This window comes from Actinomyces urinae, from assembly GCF_900119695.1.
Classification (GTDB): Bacteria; Actinomycetota; Actinomycetes; order Actinomycetales; family Actinomycetaceae; genus Gleimia; species Gleimia urinae.
Map to the genome: position 1 here is coordinate 516,466 of NZ_LT632547.1, position 14,760 is coordinate 531,225.

14 protein-coding genes and 1 tRNA gene are annotated in these 14,760 nt (G+C 57.0%); 8 read left to right on the forward strand and 7 right to left on the reverse strand.

What is annotated here, in order from left to right; translation table 11 throughout:
* Positions 1 to 86 precede the first annotated feature (86 nt).
* Positions 87 to 2,309: a bifunctional metallophosphatase/5'-nucleotidase gene (locus tag BQ7114_RS03620; protein ID WP_195906707.1), complete on the forward strand. Its 2,223-nt coding sequence runs from the start codon at positions 87 to 89 to the stop codon at positions 2,307 to 2,309.
* A gap of 101 nt (positions 2,310 to 2,410) precedes the next feature.
* Here the strand turns inward: BQ7114_RS03620 and ettA are convergent, their stop codons facing one another.
* The 4 genes from ettA to orn form a co-directional block, all read right to left on the reverse strand.
* Complete coding sequence (gene ettA / locus BQ7114_RS03625) at positions 2,411 to 4,093, reverse strand: energy-dependent translational throttle protein EttA (protein WP_072342066.1); 1,683 nt, start codon at positions 4,091 to 4,093, stop codon at positions 2,411 to 2,413.
* A gap of 90 nt (positions 4,094 to 4,183) precedes the next feature.
* Complete coding sequence (locus tag BQ7114_RS03630; RefSeq protein ID WP_072342069.1) at positions 4,184 to 4,663, reverse strand: single-stranded DNA-binding protein; 480 nt, start codon at positions 4,661 to 4,663, stop codon at positions 4,184 to 4,186.
* Between the two features lie 8 nt (positions 4,664 to 4,671).
* Positions 4,672 to 5,769, reverse strand: a complete 1,098-nt coding sequence (locus tag BQ7114_RS03635; protein WP_072342072.1) for an LPXTG cell wall anchor domain-containing protein — start codon at positions 5,767 to 5,769, stop codon at positions 4,672 to 4,674.
* Positions 5,770 to 5,922: 153 nt separating this feature from the next.
* A complete protein-coding gene (gene orn / locus BQ7114_RS03640) occupies positions 5,923 to 6,549 on the reverse strand; it encodes an oligoribonuclease (RefSeq protein WP_072342075.1) in 627 nt (208 codons plus the stop codon).
* Positions 6,550 to 6,676: 127 nt separating this feature from the next.
* Between orn and ilvA the strand changes: the two genes are divergently transcribed.
* Both ilvA and BQ7114_RS03650 read left to right on the forward strand, forming a co-directional pair.
* Complete coding sequence (gene ilvA / locus BQ7114_RS03645; RefSeq protein WP_407638974.1) at positions 6,677 to 7,942, forward strand: threonine ammonia-lyase IlvA; 1,266 nt, start codon at positions 6,677 to 6,679, stop codon at positions 7,940 to 7,942.
* Between the two features lie 65 nt (positions 7,943 to 8,007).
* A tRNA-Arg gene (locus BQ7114_RS03650) sits at positions 8,008 to 8,080 on the forward strand.
* A gap of 65 nt (positions 8,081 to 8,145) precedes the next feature.
* Here the strand turns inward: BQ7114_RS03650 and rpmF are convergent.
* Positions 8,146 to 8,316: a 50S ribosomal protein L32 gene (rpmF, locus tag BQ7114_RS03655; RefSeq protein ID WP_016443825.1), complete on the reverse strand. Its 171-nt coding sequence runs from the start codon at positions 8,314 to 8,316 to the stop codon at positions 8,146 to 8,148.
* 250 nt (positions 8,317 to 8,566) lie between these two features.
* Between rpmF and BQ7114_RS03660 the strand changes: the two genes are divergently transcribed.
* The 4 genes from BQ7114_RS03660 (at position 8,567) to BQ7114_RS03675 (ending at position 11,509) form a co-directional block, all read left to right on the forward strand.
* On the forward strand, positions 8,567 to 9,199 hold the full coding sequence (locus BQ7114_RS03660) for a YigZ family protein (protein ID WP_072342078.1): 633 nt from the start codon (positions 8,567 to 8,569) through the stop codon (positions 9,197 to 9,199).
* A gap of 182 nt (positions 9,200 to 9,381) precedes the next feature.
* Positions 9,382 to 10,314: a cysteine synthase A gene (gene cysK / locus BQ7114_RS03665; RefSeq protein WP_072342081.1), complete on the forward strand. Its 933-nt coding sequence runs from the start codon at positions 9,382 to 9,384 to the stop codon at positions 10,312 to 10,314.
* A gap of 5 nt (positions 10,315 to 10,319) precedes the next feature.
* Positions 10,320 to 10,901: a serine O-acetyltransferase gene (gene cysE / locus BQ7114_RS03670; RefSeq protein WP_072342084.1), complete on the forward strand. Its 582-nt coding sequence runs from the start codon at positions 10,320 to 10,322 to the stop codon at positions 10,899 to 10,901.
* Between the two features lie 116 nt (positions 10,902 to 11,017).
* Positions 11,018 to 11,509 (forward strand): GNAT family N-acetyltransferase, encoded by a 492-nt coding sequence (locus tag BQ7114_RS03675; RefSeq protein ID WP_034508325.1) that lies wholly within the window; start codon positions 11,018 to 11,020, stop codon positions 11,507 to 11,509.
* A 22-nt stretch (positions 11,510 to 11,531) separates the two neighbouring features.
* Here BQ7114_RS03675 and BQ7114_RS03680 read toward each other — a convergent pair whose 3' ends face one another.
* On the reverse strand, positions 11,532 to 12,338 hold the full coding sequence (locus tag BQ7114_RS03680; protein ID WP_072342087.1) for an Fpg/Nei family DNA glycosylase: 807 nt from the start codon (positions 12,336 to 12,338) through the stop codon (positions 11,532 to 11,534).
* A 64-nt stretch (positions 12,339 to 12,402) separates the two neighbouring features.
* On the opposite strand from BQ7114_RS03680, the gene BQ7114_RS03685 reads away from it, so the two are divergent.
* Positions 12,403 to 13,746: an alpha-amylase family glycosyl hydrolase gene (locus tag BQ7114_RS03685; protein WP_072342090.1), complete on the forward strand. Its 1,344-nt coding sequence runs from the start codon at positions 12,403 to 12,405 to the stop codon at positions 13,744 to 13,746.
* On the opposite strand, the gene BQ7114_RS03690 is transcribed toward BQ7114_RS03685, so the two are convergent.
* Complete coding sequence (locus BQ7114_RS03690) at positions 13,706 to 14,716, reverse strand: aldose 1-epimerase (protein ID WP_072342093.1); 1,011 nt, start codon at positions 14,714 to 14,716, stop codon at positions 13,706 to 13,708. The two genes, BQ7114_RS03685 and BQ7114_RS03690, sit on opposite strands and share 41 nt — an antisense overlap.
* Positions 14,717 to 14,760: the final 44 nt, after the last annotated feature.

The following is a 14,760-nucleotide window of genomic DNA, read 5'->3' on the forward strand; positions in this document are numbered from 1 at the left end:
CACACAGCGGTTTCCTCTACGTCTTAGAATGAAGTGCAACAGTTTTGCGTTTCATCCCAAAAGGAGAAGTTTTAATGAGGAGATCTGTGAAGACCCTAGTCGCAGGCGCAATCACAACCGCCGCACTAGTAGTCTCTCCACTCGCCGCATTTGCTGAAGATCCCGTCAGCGAATCAGGAGGCGGCGCGGAAGGCGACATTGTCACAATGAACCTTTTCAATATGACCGACATCCACGGTCACATTGAAAAATCTGAGTACAAGGGCAAGGTGACCGAGGCCGGCCTGGCCTCCACCGCCTGCTATGTGAAGAACGCATGGGAAGCAAACAATAATTCCGCGTTCACGCTTCTTGGCGACAACATTGGTGCTTCCCCATTCACTTCGGGCTCGCAAGATGATAATCCAACCATTGAAGCCCTAAACAATTCGGCTGTTTTCGCTTCCGCGATCGGTAACCACGAGTTCGATAAGGGCCTCGACGTGCTCATGAAGCGCGTGAACGGTGAAGACGGATACACCAAGATTGAGTTCCCCTACCTAGCCGCCAACATTGTTTCCAAGTCCACCGGTGCTACCCTGTTTGATCCGTTCAAGATCTGGGAGTCCCCCTCTGGCGTTAAGGTAGGCTTCATCGCCGCCATTGAAGAGGATGCGCCCACGAAGGTAGCGCCCGGCACCTTTGACGAGGTTAACTTCCTGCCGGCAGCTGAGACGGTAAACAAGTACGCTGCAATCCTCAAGGATGGTCAAGAGGGTAACGGCGAGGCGGACATCGTCGTGGCGCTGTACGACAACGACGTTCTGATCTCGGCTCCTCGCCTCTCCAGTGATGTTGACATCCTCATGGGTGGCGACACGCACAAGCCGTACTACTTCTCTGGCGAGAACGCTCTTAAGAACAAGGACGGCAATCCGATCCTTGCTACCACCGCATCGGGTAGCTTCACGGATAACCTCGCCAACGTTGAGCTAAAGTACAACAAGGTCGAGAAGAAGATCGTAGAGGCCAAGGCTGTTCAGATCCCTGCAACTGACCTTGTAGCTTGTGGCGAAGACGCCGACGTGAAGGCCGTTGTGGATGAGGCCGTAGCCAAAGCTAAGGAAGCCAAGGAAAAGGTCGTTTTGGAAACCGCCAGCGCCTTCTACCGCGGCAAGCAGGAATCGGGCGAAAACCGTGGTACCGAATCTACTCTGGGTAGCCTGGTGGCTGACGCGATGAAGGGTTCCTTCACCAAGCTTGATGGCCAGCCGATCGACATTGGCATCATCAACGCTGGCGGTCTGCGCGCAGACCTCGTTCCAACTGACGGCAAGCTCACCGTTGGCGACGTTTTCGCAGTAGCCCCGTTCTCCAACGAAGTTGGTTACGTTGAGATGACCGGAGCCCAGTTCAAGACGCTGCTTGAACAGCAATGGAAGGAAATTGGTGAAAACTCCACGCGCCCGATGCTAAAGCTCGGCCTGTCTGAAAACGTGAAGTACACGTACGATCCGGCTCGCCCGATGGGCGATCGCATCACTTCGATCCTGCTCGATGGCCAGCCGATTGATCCGCAGGCTATCTACTCGGTAGGTTCGGTAACCTTCCTCCTCGCAGGTGGCGACTCGTTCGACGTCCTCAAAGAAGACTCGATCAAGGCTACGCTGACCACCATCCCAGATGGTTTGGACCGCGAGTGGATCCAAAAGTACCTAGAAGCTAACCCTCAGATTGCTCCGCGCGCAGCGGTCTCCTCCGTTGGCGCCACGCTAACTCAAAGTGAAGAGAGCGTAGACGGCAAGCCGGTAGTATCCGGCACGCTGGCACTACGCGGCCTCTCGTTCTCTGGACCGGGTGAGGCAGCACCGAAGAACGTCACGCTTTATGTTGATGGCAAGAGCGTAGCAACCGCCGAAGTAAACAACACTCTGGCGGACGCAAATGCAGCGAACGCGAATGCAATCGTAACTGCCGACGGCGTTGGCTACACGGACGCTCCGATTGAGTTCAGCGTCTCGGGAGTTTGCGAGGACCGCTCGGGAATCGTGAACCTGCCGCTAACGGTTAAGGCTGGCACCGCTGATGAGCAGAGCGCTCACGCGCCGGAACTCATCTCGGCAGCTTCTGGCCTGACCCTCACGGTGGATTGTGGCACCTCCGTCTCGGAAACAACCGAAAGCACAACTACGCAAACCGAAACTGCTACTACTGCTCCGCAAAAGCCACTGGCTAAGACCGGCGTCTCTATATTTGGCACGGCCGCTGGCGCACTTGCCCTCCTGTTCGCAGGTGGCACGATGCTAGCGCTTCGCCGCAAGCAGGCGTAGGTTCATCTAGCTGAACTAGCTACAGATAAAGTTTTGGCCCGGTTGGAAACATCCGGGCCAAAACTTTATTTACTTGAAGGGTCCGCGCGTGGCAAAACCGTTTAGTCGCGGGTTAGGCGACGGTGCGTTACGCGGTGTGGGCGCGCGGCTTCTGGGCCGAGGCGCTCAATCTTGTTCTTCTCGTAAGCTTCGAAGTTGCCTTCAAACCAGTACCAGTTTGCGGGGTCCTCTTCGGTGCCTTCCCAAGCAAGAATATGGCTGGCCACGCGGTCAAGGAACCAACGGTCGTGAGTGACCACAACAGCACAGCCGGGAAACTCCAGCAGAGCGTTTTCTAGGGACGCCAAGGTTTCAACGTCGAGGTCGTTAGTTGGCTCGTCCAATAGAAGCAGGTTGCCGCCCTGTTTCAGCGTTAGCGCCAGGTTCAGACGGTTACGCTCACCACCGGAAAGCACGCCTGCAGGCTTTTGCTGATCGGCGCCCTTGAATCCGAACGCAGACACGTATGCGCGCGAGGGAACCTCAACGTTGCCAACTTCTAAATAGTCGAGGCCATCAGACACGACTTCCCACAGCGTCTTGTTCGGGTCAATGCCTGCGCGGGTTTGATCCACGTAAGAAATCTTGACCGTCTCACCGATCTTCAGATCGCCACCATCTAGTGGTTCAAGCCCAACGATCGTCTTGAACAGCGTGGTTTTACCAACACCGTTGGGGCCAATCACACCAACAATGCCGTTACGCGGTAGCGAGAAGGATAGGCCGTCGATGAGCTTGCGATCCCCGAAGCCCTTCTGCAGGTTCGAGGCGTCGATAACGACGTTACCTAGGCGCGGGCCCGGCGGAATCTGGATCTCTTCAAAGTCAAGTTTGCGGGTGCGCTCGGCCTCTTCAGCCATCTCTTCGTAGCGAGCCAGACGGGCCTTTTGCTTAGCCTGCCTGCCCTTCGCAGAGGTGCGAACCCACTCGAGCTCGTCCTTCAAACGCTTCGCAAGCTTGGCGTCCTTCTTGCCCTGAACCTTAAGACGTTCCTTCTTAGTTTCGAGGTAGGTGGTGTAGTTACCCTCGTACGGGTACAAACGCCCGCGGTCAACCTCAGCAATCCACTGGGCCACATGGTCCAGGAAATAGCGGTCGTGAGTTACTGCAATAACCGCACCCGGGTAGGACGCCAGGTGCTGTTCTAACCAGAGCACCGACTCGGCGTCCAGGTGGTTGGTGGGCTCATCCAACAGGAGCAGGTCCGGCGCCTCGAGAAGTAGACGGCACAGCGCCACGCGGCGACGCTCACCACCGGACAGGACGTTAACGGGCGTGTCTGGCGGCGGGCAGCGAAGCGCATCCATTGCCTGGTTGAGTTGCGATTCAAGATCCCAACCATTCACGGCGTCGATCTCGGTTTGTAGCTTGCCCATCTCTTCCATGAGGGCATCAAAATCCGCATCCGGATTAGCCATCTCTTCCGAAACCTCGTTGTAGCGCTTCAGTTTCGCTACCGTATCGCCAACACCAAGCTCCACGTTTTCAAGAACAGTTTTGTCCTCATCCAGCGGGGGCTCCTGCTGCAAGATACCAACCGTGTATCCGGGTGAAAGACGAGCTTCACCGTTTGACGGTTCGTCCAGACCCGCCATGATTTTCAAGATCGAGGACTTGCCGGCACCGTTGGGGCCAACCATGCCGATCTTTGCGCCCGGGAAGAACGCCATCGTGACGTCGTCAAGAATTACTTTGTCTCCGTGCGTCTTGCGCGCACGAATCATTTGGTAGATGTATTCAGCCATGCCATACCTTCACGTTTAACTAGGCTTAGTCGAGCCTAGTGTACGTGAACCGCCGGCCCGATCCAACGCGAGCCGGCGGATTTTCACGGTTTAGCGGGTAGCTAGTTCCTTCACGGGACGGCTGTATGCGGCCGTGCCATACCCGAGGTCGTGGCCGATGGTTGTAGCGGTTATGACCAGCTCTGTCCCTCTGCTTCCGCTCTGCGGGTTGGTCCACTCGTTAACTTCGAGCCGGCCAGTTACAATCACCGGCTGTCCCTTCTGCAAAGACTGGGCCGCATTCTCGGCCAACTGGCCCCACATTTTGACCGTGTACCAGGCCGTAGACGCATCGTGCCAGTTGCCGGCATCATCACGCCCGCGTCTGGTTACGGCCATACGCGCCCTCGCCAGTTTTGATCCTGACGGCAGGGTTTTCAGATCAATGTGTGATCCGAGGCGGCCACGAACAGTAATGGTCACTGCGTCTGCCGAGAACGTCTTCAACCTCGACGACGTTGGCATTGCAACAGTTGCAGTTGTGGTGTTGCTATCTGCAACCACGGTATCGGTGTTCCAAGTTTCTTCCATGATCTCTCCTATGCTTCGCCGCCGCCGCGCCTAAACAGCAGGAATCCGCTGCCTAGGGATGCAAGGCCAAACGCGGGCAAGAACAGGCTAGCTGCGCCGGTTTTTGCAAGTTTTGGCGGCTGGTCGATAGTGACTGTAGTTGGTGTAGTAGTCGGCTCAGTTTCAGGCTGGGTAGTGGGTTCAGTTTCCGGTTGTGACGGTTCGGTAGTCGGCTGAGTTGTCGGCTCGGTTTCCGGCTCCGTAGGCTGTGTAGTTGGTTGCGTGGGAGGCGGCGGAACGCTCACTCTCCCGCTCGCTTCAAGCGAGCTTTTACCCCACGGCACTACGACCAGATCTTGGTGCTTAGGGTGTTCCCAAATGTTGATTTTGTCCGCGGGCAAACCACTGACCTTAACGCGAACCGACACCTCGCCGGGATCCGAATATTCTGCCTGGGCACTGATAGGCTCGGCGGCGCTTGTTAGGGTCTTCTTCACCTCGCCGGAACTAGCATGTGTGAAAGTCACTTCCATGGGTAACCCATTGATCCACCCGTCTTTGCCCTTGACCCCCAGATTATCGATAGTGACCACGCCGTCCTTGTATGAAACCCACGGTTTTAGCGTGTATGGGCCAGCAATCTTCTCCGCCTCGGCAACCATCTGGCGAGCAAGTGCACCACCGTCGTCAAGGTTCTCCATTGGAAACTTGCCATAGGTTGAAAGCTGGCTCTGTACTGCAAAGCTAAACGACTTTGCGTGATGCTGGCTCTCCGTGACGTCCTTCGCATAAAGGTGGTAAAGCGCGGCTACTACCCAAGTCTTATCCGCGCTCATCACCGTCTTAATATCGGTATTGCCAATGGATGTTGCGGTATTTCGCGGTGTAGCTTGACCAACCTGGTACGTCTTAAACGCAGCGTCTTTTGGCGATACCGGAGCACCTTTACGAAGCTGATCATCACCGGCGCATACCCCGTAATAATCTCCAGATTTAGCAACGAATAGCTGGCCTTGTCCGAGCAGCTGCCACGGCTCTTCCGCCGCGAGCGCCGCCGGCGCACTTAGGACTGCTGCCGCAAACAGAGCCGTTGACGCCGCTAGGATTCGGCGCGTTCCAGTTTTCATATGAAGTCCTCTCAACTAGGTGGGTGACTTCATGATGCAAAGCGCAAACCACGCTGGGAATACCGCGAGTGTTTGGCTGTGGATACGGCTTTGCGCGGCCTCCTTGTGGAAACCGCGCAAAGTTGGTGTTAAGAGCTACGTCTCGAGGTTGCCTTACTCGATGTTTGGAATGCCAAGGGCTACAACCTCGGCGGCAATCTGCCTGGCCTCTTGTCTGCTGGGCCCCTCTCCCTGCGGGAAGAGAACACGGCGGTAGTAGACGAGTTCTTGAATAGATTCGAGAATGTCCGCAAGAGCGCGGTGACCGCCATGCTTGGCTGGGGCTTCCTCAAACGTGCGGTGATACCAGCGTTTGGCGAGCTCTTTGATAGAAGAGACGTCGACCACCCGGTAGTGCAAGTAGCTGATCAGCTCGGGCATGTCGCGCTCTAAGAACGCCTTGTCCGTCCCAATCGAGTTGCCTGCAAGGAGTGCCTGGCCCGACTGCGGTACAAACTTTTTTACGTAGTCCAAAACCTCGCGCTGGGCTTCCTCAAGTGAAACACCGGTCTCAAACTCGTCAATCAGGCCGGATTCGGTGTGCATATTGCGCACAAAATCCCCCATGTTATCTAGCGCCTCTTGCGAAGGCTTAATGACGATGTCGATTCCGGGGTCTACAACGTTTAGCTGCTCGTCAGTGATCACGACAGCTACTTCAACAAGCCCATCTTTGTCAAGATCGAGGCCGGTCATTTCGCAGTCAATCCACACGAGCGGACGGCGTGGTTTTTTACTCATGCCTTCTACTCTAGTGATTTTTATGCAGACTTTTTACAGCCCCTCCATATCTCTGCGTCGGCGCACTCTTTCTTAGAGGCGCTGACATGTGGGACGGTGAGACTAAGCATTCGTGTATTTCCATAAGATGTGGGGCATGGAATCCGATTTTCAACTCAGCGCAAAAGATATTGATACGGCTGCGCAACGCCTGGCCAAAGTGGCAAAGAAAACACCTTTGGAATACTCCCCTAGGCTCAGCGAGGAAGTGGGTGTACCGGTTTATTTGAAGCGCGAGGACATTCAGCTGTGCCGCTCGTTTAAGGTTCGCGGAGCGTACAACAAGATCGCGTCTCTAAGCGATAGCGAGGCAGCACGTGGCATTGCAGCTGCGTCCGCTGGAAACCACGCGCAGGGCGTCGCGTACGCGTGTGCGACGTTGAAGATCCGCGGCAAGATCTTCCTGCCTTCCAACACTCCGCGGCAAAAGCGCGATCGTATTGCGACCATAGGTGACGGATGGGTTGAGCAGATAATTGTTGACGGCACATTTGACGCGGCAAACGCGCAGGCTATGGAAGTATCTGAGCGCGAGAACCTAGTGTTTGTTCCCGCCTACGATGATCCGATGGTTATCGCTGGCCAGGGCACCATCGCCGTGGAGCTAGCCGAGCAGATTCCTGCCGATACCGACTGTGTTCTGCTTCCTATGGGTGGCGGCGGCCTTGCTGCCGGAGTCGCGCTATGGCTTAAAACCATGCACCCCTCCATCAAAGTGATCGGCGTTGAGCCCGAAGGAGCTGCCTCCATCAAAGCAGCACTGCGCGCGGGCAAACCCGTATCGCTAGACCAGGTGGATAACTTCGTGGATGGCACGGCCGTGGGACGCGTTGGTGACGTTACATTCCCGATCCTGCGCGAATGCCTTGACGATGTAATCGTCATCCCTGAGGGCGCAGTGTGCTCTGAAATGCTTGACCTGTACCACTCCGAAGGCATTATCGCCGAGCCGGCTGGTGCTCTCGCCTCCGCCGCTGCACGCAGATACCTCCCCCATATTCCTAACGGACCTGTTGTAGCCATGGTTTCTGGCGGCAACAATGACCTGTCTCGCTACGCCGAAGTGCAGGAACGCTCCCTGCGTCATGAGGGGTTGCGTCACTACTTCCTGGTGACCTTCCCCCAAGAGCCGGGCGCCCTCCTCGGATTCGTTCGCGATGTACTCGCTGAAGATCAAGACATCATCCACTTTGAGTACACCAAGAAAAACAACCGTGACACGGGCCCAGCACTCGTAGGCATCGACCTTGGTCGCGCCTCTGACATTCATCAGTTGCGACGCAGGATGGCATCCTCGCCACTGCACGTTGAGCCAGTACCACTGGACTCAGAAATATTCCGTCTGCTCATTTAACGCATTTGGTTCACTTCGGTGAAGCACCTAGAATAGGCGTGCAAACAGGCGCGAAAGCGCCCAGAGCCTCCGTAGCTCAGTGGATAGAGCAGTTGCCTTCTAAGCAATTGGTCGCAGGTTCGAATCCTGTCGGGGGTGCAAATCAAAATAGGGAAACAAAACGAGCCTGGGAAAACCCAGGCTCGTTCTTTAACTATCTAAGACTAGTCCTCAATCTCGATGGCACCAGCCTTGTAAGCCTTTACAAGGTGACGAGGCACTCGGACTTCGCGGCCCTGCACACGGATAGTCTGAAGCTCAGGGAGCTTAGCCTTCCACGACGACCGGCGAGTGCGAGTGTTCGACCGGGACATCTTGCGCTTAGGTACTGCCATAGCCCGCCCGCTCCTTCACAATCAAAAAGAATCGATCAATTACCAAGGTACACTTTGCCACGAATCGCGCCTAAAACACCACTGTAAACAGTGTGATTCGCGTGATAGGCGCGTTGGCAACTGTTCTAGCTTAGCAAATTCGCCCCCAGCCACCAAAGAACGTGCGCCATCTCGCGCATTTCGAGTTGGGCTCTGCCGCGTTGCCAGCTACCTCCAACGCCCTGCATACAATAGGCGGTAAGGAGGGCATATGCGCGGCGTTAAAACGGGAACCTGGGTTCGCAACCGGTTAGAAATCCAGCGGTCTGAGTTCATCACCACTTTGGCACAGACAGCTACTGAAGAAGATGCACGCGCTTTCATTGCCAGTATTCGCGAGGAGTTCCCTGACGCTACGCACAACTGCTCTGCTTTTGTGGTCAAACCTGAAGGCGCAAACGAAATCGGGCACTCGAACGACGACGGCGAACCCTCTGGAACGGCTGGCGCTCCCATGCTCGAGGTGTTCCTGCGCGAGAATCTGGTGGGCGTAACCGCGGTTGTGACCCGCTACTTTGGCGGCGTGCTGCTGGGCGCGGGCGGCCTGATTCGGGCGTACTCCTCCTCCGTCTCGGAAGCGCTAAAGCTTGCCCAAATTGTTGAATTTAAGGACGTGCTCCGGTTCGAACTGGACGCCCCGCACGCCTATGCGGGGCGCATCGAAGCAGATCTGCGCGCCCGTGGGTTCAACATCACAGACGTAACATACGGACAGTTCGCGACGATCACCAGCGCCCTAGAACCCGCGCGCGAAAGTGAGTTTACGAGCCTGGTTGCCGAGCTTTCGGGTGGAGAAATAACTCCGCGTGCGATCGAGTCAACAACCGTTGAAGTCGACGCGTAGTAGTAGCACCACTATTATGGGCACGTGACCATTATGAAAATTGTTTTTACGCGACTTTCTAGCACCTTTATGTGCACGCAGTGTCTTTAGGGTGCCCGTCTGCCCGGAAACCGACGGCGCCGGCACCCAGCTTGAGTTCACGAATTTGAAACTTTAGAAGACAGACACACAGGAGATTTCACATGGCTAACATTGCCAACAATGTCACTGAAACCGTAGGACGCACTCCCCTCGTTCGCATTAACCGTATGGCCGAGGAAGGCGCAACAGTTCTCGCAAAACTGGAATACTTCAACCCGGGATCGTCAGTTAAAGACCGCATCGGCGTGGCAATCGTAGATGCCGCTGAGAAGTCGGGGGAACTCACTCCTTGCGGTACAATCGTTGAAGCAACCTCGGGAAACACCGGTATCGCACTTGCCATGGTTGGCGCTGCGCGTGGATATAAGGTAGTCATCGCGATGCCCTCCTCAATGAGCGACGAGCGGAAGAAGCTGATGCGCGCATTTGGCGCTGAGCTCGTGCTCACCGACCCGAAGGCCGGCATGGCAGGCGCGGTAGAAGCCGCGAAGAAGATCGTTGCGGAGCGACCCGGTTCGATTCTTGCCTCCCAGTTCTCCAACCCCGCCAACGTACAAATACACGAAGAGACCACCGGGCCCGAGATTTGGGCTGACACGGACGGTAACGTTGACGTGGTTGTAGCCGGTGTGGGAACGGGCGGCACGATCTCTGGCGTTGCGCGCGCGCTTAAGAAGCAGAACCCGAACCTCAAGGCCATTGCGGTTGAGCCGGCCGAATCCCCCCTACTTACCGAGGGCACTGCTGGCCCGCACGGCATTCAGGGCATCGGCGCGAACTTTGTGCCGGACAACCTTGACCGCAGCGTGGTTGACGAGGTCGTAACGGTGAAAACCGAGGACGCCTTGAAGACCGCTCGCCGCGCAGCCAGCGAGGAGGGCCTATTTGTAGGAATCTCCGCTGGTGCTGCGCTTTGGGCGGCCCTCGAGGTTGCAAAACGCCCCGAGTTTGCAGGCAAAACTATTGTCACGGTTCTGCCTGACACGGGCGAGCGCTACCTCTCCACTCCCCTGTGGGCGGATATTAATAAGTAGGAGCCATGTCTAAGAAAGCGTCCCTGTCCTCCCTCTTGCGCGAAGACCTGGAAACAGCGCGCCAGCGCGATCCGGCCGCGAGGTCCAACCTGGAGGTTGCATTGGCCTACCCCGGTGTCCATGCCATGTGGTCACACCGAGTAGCGCACAAGATGTGGAGGTCGGGCGCGCGCTTACCCGCTCGCGTACTCTCGTCGATCACCAGGTCCTTCACCGGCATCGATATTCACCCCGGCGCGCGTATTGGCCGCCGTGTATTCATTGACCACGGCACGGGCGTAGTGATTGGCGAGACCACGAGTGTTGGTGAAGACGTGGTGATCTTCCACGGAGTTACCCTGGGCGGCGTGGCCATGGTTAAGGGCAAGCGCCACCCAACCGTGGGGTCAAACGTGATGATTGGGGCGGGTGCAAAGGTGCTTGGCCCTATCAGGATCGGCGATCACAGCAAGATTGGTGCGAATGCGGTTGTAGTACGCGAGGTTCCAACCGAACACGTAGCGGTTGGAATCCCGGCGCACAACCAGCCGATTTGCGACCAGTCGCGCGAAGCCGACCTGATTGTGGATCCCACACTATACATCTGAGCGACTCCACTTTTACGCCACTGATCAAACGCGCACCCATAACTTTTTGGGTGCGCGTTTGTGTTGCCCGGGTGGTTTTGACCCAAAAATATCGCAAACGGAACTAAAGTATAGATATGTCACAGCTCACACTTAATGCCAGACTGAAGTCGCTGACCGACTTTGCACGCCCGGCCGGAATTGAGCTAGCGACCATTACCCGCTACGACATTCCGGCCCTCGCAGCCCTCAATGTGGTTGCATATGACCTGCCGGAGACCGCGGAAAGCCTGTACGAGTCAATCGACCAGATGCGCATGTGCTTTGGCGGAGAGTTTGGCACTCCCCTCGACAATTCATTCATCGGCGCGTGGGCCGATGGTGACCTTATTGGCGCGATCTTCGTGACAATCGGGACGCCTTGGGACGATGCCGATAAGAGTCCATACATTCTTGACCTGATGGTCCACCCCGACTATCGCGGACGAGGCATCGCAACCGCCCTCATCGGTGAGGCCGCTGGACGCGTGGCCGCTGCCGGATACGAAGACATGTGCTTGCAACTGGACATGCGCGAGGCCGCGAGCGCTGCCCGGCTCTACGACTACTTAGGATTCCAAGAGGCCTAAACGCCGGGCGTGACTCACGCTCCTACCGCTGGCAGGAGGGGCACCAGAACAGGCGCCTGGTAGCCACGCGCTTTTCTTGCACGGGCGCCGCGCAGCGCAAGCACGGCCTGCCCGTGCGGTGATAGACGTAGAAGCGCGAGGCTTCTGGATCTGCCTCCAACGGCGGGTTTGGCGCATCGCGGGGATCAACCGTGGTTATAACGCCCGTGTCTGCGCCATCTTCCATGAGGATCACGAGGTCATCCCACAGCTGACCGATTCGCTTTACCGAAGTGTTTATGCCCTTGCGAAATGGGGAAATTCCCACGCGAAACAGTGACTCGGCGCGATAAATATTCCCCGGCCCGGCGATTACCGACTGGTCCATCACCAGCTCCCCAATGTCTCGCTTGCGCCCGCGCACGTTAGCAATGAACTGGCTGCGTGCGTTTGGCGTGGGATCGAGCGGGTCCGGGCCCAGGCGGGCAATAACCCCCTCAACCTCGTCTGCTGAGACCAATGCGCAGCGGTTAGGTCCGGCCAGATCCGCAACCTCACCGGCAGACGCAATGCGCAGCCGCACCTGACCAATAGGGGCAGGTAGGTTTCCATCTACCTCGCGAAAACGCCACTTGCCGTAAAGCCCCAAGTGGATATGGACGAAGCGCTCCCCCTCAAACTCTAAAAAGAGGTGTTTGCCGTGTGCGTGCGCACCAACCAGTTCGCTCCCATTCACCAGGTTTGCACCGGCCTCGAAACGCCCCTGCGGAGACTCGACCACCAAGCTTTGGCCCGCAAAGTCGTGGGAAAAGCGGCGGGCAAGACGATGCAAAACGTGTCCTTCAGGCATGACACATTGATATCAAGGGGATCAGCCCGGCTCAAACGGGAGCACAAAATGAGATGATTAAGACATGAGTAGTTTTAGTGGTAGCGCAATTTTGTGGCAGGTATTTCCCCTCGGTGCTCTCGGCGCACCGGCCATAAATCCGGAAGTTGAGGGGCAGGATTACCAGCCGCCGCGCACACTACGCGACCTTGAGCCCTGGCTGGATCACGCGGTTAGAATCGGCGCGAACGTGTTGTCTTTGGGCCCCATCTTCCACTCCTACTCGCACGGATACGACACGATCGACTACTACCGCATTGACCCGCGCCTAGGCACGCTTGCGGACTTCAAATCCCTTGTGGAGGCCGCCCATGCACGCGGGGTGAAAATCGTGCTGGACGGGGTATTCAACCACGTTGGCTCGCGCCATCCTCTGGTTGAGGGACTGCGCCATGGTCCATCCGAGGACGCACAAATGCTCCTGCCCAACTGGGAGGGGTGGACCGAGGGAGAACTGCCCTCCTACCACTGCTTTGAGGGCCACACCGGCCTCGCCACACTAAATCATGCCAATCCGAGGGTGCGTGAAGCCATTACGAACGTGATGAACCACTGGCTAGACCAAGGCGCCGACGGGTGGAGGCTAGACGCCGCATACGCCATGGCTCCGAGTGTTTGGACCGACATTTTGCCAAAAGTGCGAAGCCGTCACGAAGACGCATGGATCGTGGCCGAAGTCATCCACGGCGAATATGCGGAGATGGTTAGCGAATCAGGATGGGATTCACTTACCGAATATGAGCTGTGGAAAGCCACCTGGTCCGCGTTAAATGACGCGAACTTCTACGAGCTGGATTGGACGCTAGGACGCCACAATGACCTGCTCGATATGTTCGTTCCCCAAACCTTCATTGGAAACCACGACGTCACACGCATTGCCACCCAGCTCGAGAACGAGGAGCAGGTTGGCGTGGCGGCTGCCATCTTGTTCAGTGTGGGCGGGGTGCCTTCCATTTACTACGGGGACGAAATGGGATTCACCGGCCGTAAAGAGGAACGCCTGGGCGGCGATGACGCAATCCGTCAGCCACTACCTGACTCCCCCGAGCAGGCAATGCAAGACCCGCGAGCGCAACGCTTCTTCCACTGGTACGCCTCACTATGCGCGATGCGGCGCCAACGCCCTTGGCTGTGGCATGCGCGAACCAAGGTTGTTCACCTGGAGAACGAGGTGATGCGCTTTGTCAGCTACAACGGCGACCAGGCGATCACGGTTGTGCTGAACATTTCTGACGCTTCGTTACCTCGCGGCAGTGAAGTATTACAGGGGTGCGGCGAGCCCATTGCCGGCCAGTTTGACAACAACGCACTACGCCCAAACGCCTACGCTATTTTTGATGGGGCGTGTGGATCAGACTTACATTCATGACCGCGGACTTGTTCGGCTCGACGAGTAGCTCTTTGGCAAACTCGGGCCGGTTGTAAGCGTTGGTCATGAACTGGCAGTACTCCAAGGCAAGAGCCTCACACTGACGGTGCTTTAGCGCCTCACCAGTGAACAGATGGAAGATACCAAAACCGCGCGCACCTGATCCGGAAACCGCCGCTTTCAGTTGCGTAGTTGCGCCGCTCGGGTGATGCAAGGTGGCTACCGATGTAGCTTCACCACCGGTGCTAACAGTTAGGTCAGTAAACGCCTTGTCCATGCCGCTGAGGTAATCGAGCACCAACACTCCCTTGTTCGGGTCGAATGTTGGAGCCGGAGAGAATGCCTCGTCTCCCTCGAACGGAATAAGAGCGTCATTGGTCATGACCTCCGTGCGCGCCTGCATGGTGAGGTAAGCGCCCTCGCGCCCACCGTCGTAACGCACGTACGGGTGCCAGCCGAGCCCAATCGGAGCGGGCGTGGTTCCACGGTTAGTTGCCGCAAGACGCATATTCAGCTGGCAGCCAGCGGGCGTTTGCGCGATCTCGTAGCGCACCTGCAGGCTCACCGGGCAGGGATAGGCCACGCCATCTTCAAACGAGTTTGCAAGCTCGTCCTGCCGAACTTCGGCTGACATCGTGATCCATCCCGGGCCCGTACCAGTCACCTCAAAAGTGCGATCCAGGAACAAGCCGTGCAACCCCTCACGCACCCCGTCCTTATCGGGGCCGAGGTCAAAGCTAGCTCCCTGCCAGGAATACTTCGCGTCTCTAATACGGTTAGACCACGGGGCCAACAGCGCCGAGCGAGCACCGTTTCTTTCCTCAACCTCTTCGGCGTTTTGATAGCCGTCAATCACATCGAAACGCCGCTCACCCGCGGGCACCACCCACGAGGTGATAAGCCCCCCGCGCGTGCAAAATGTTGCGGTAGATTCCCCGGCCTGGATTTCAACGAACTCGATATTACTCACGGCTCCCCCTAACTGGTTGCTTATAAGATACCGCGCCCCGGGCA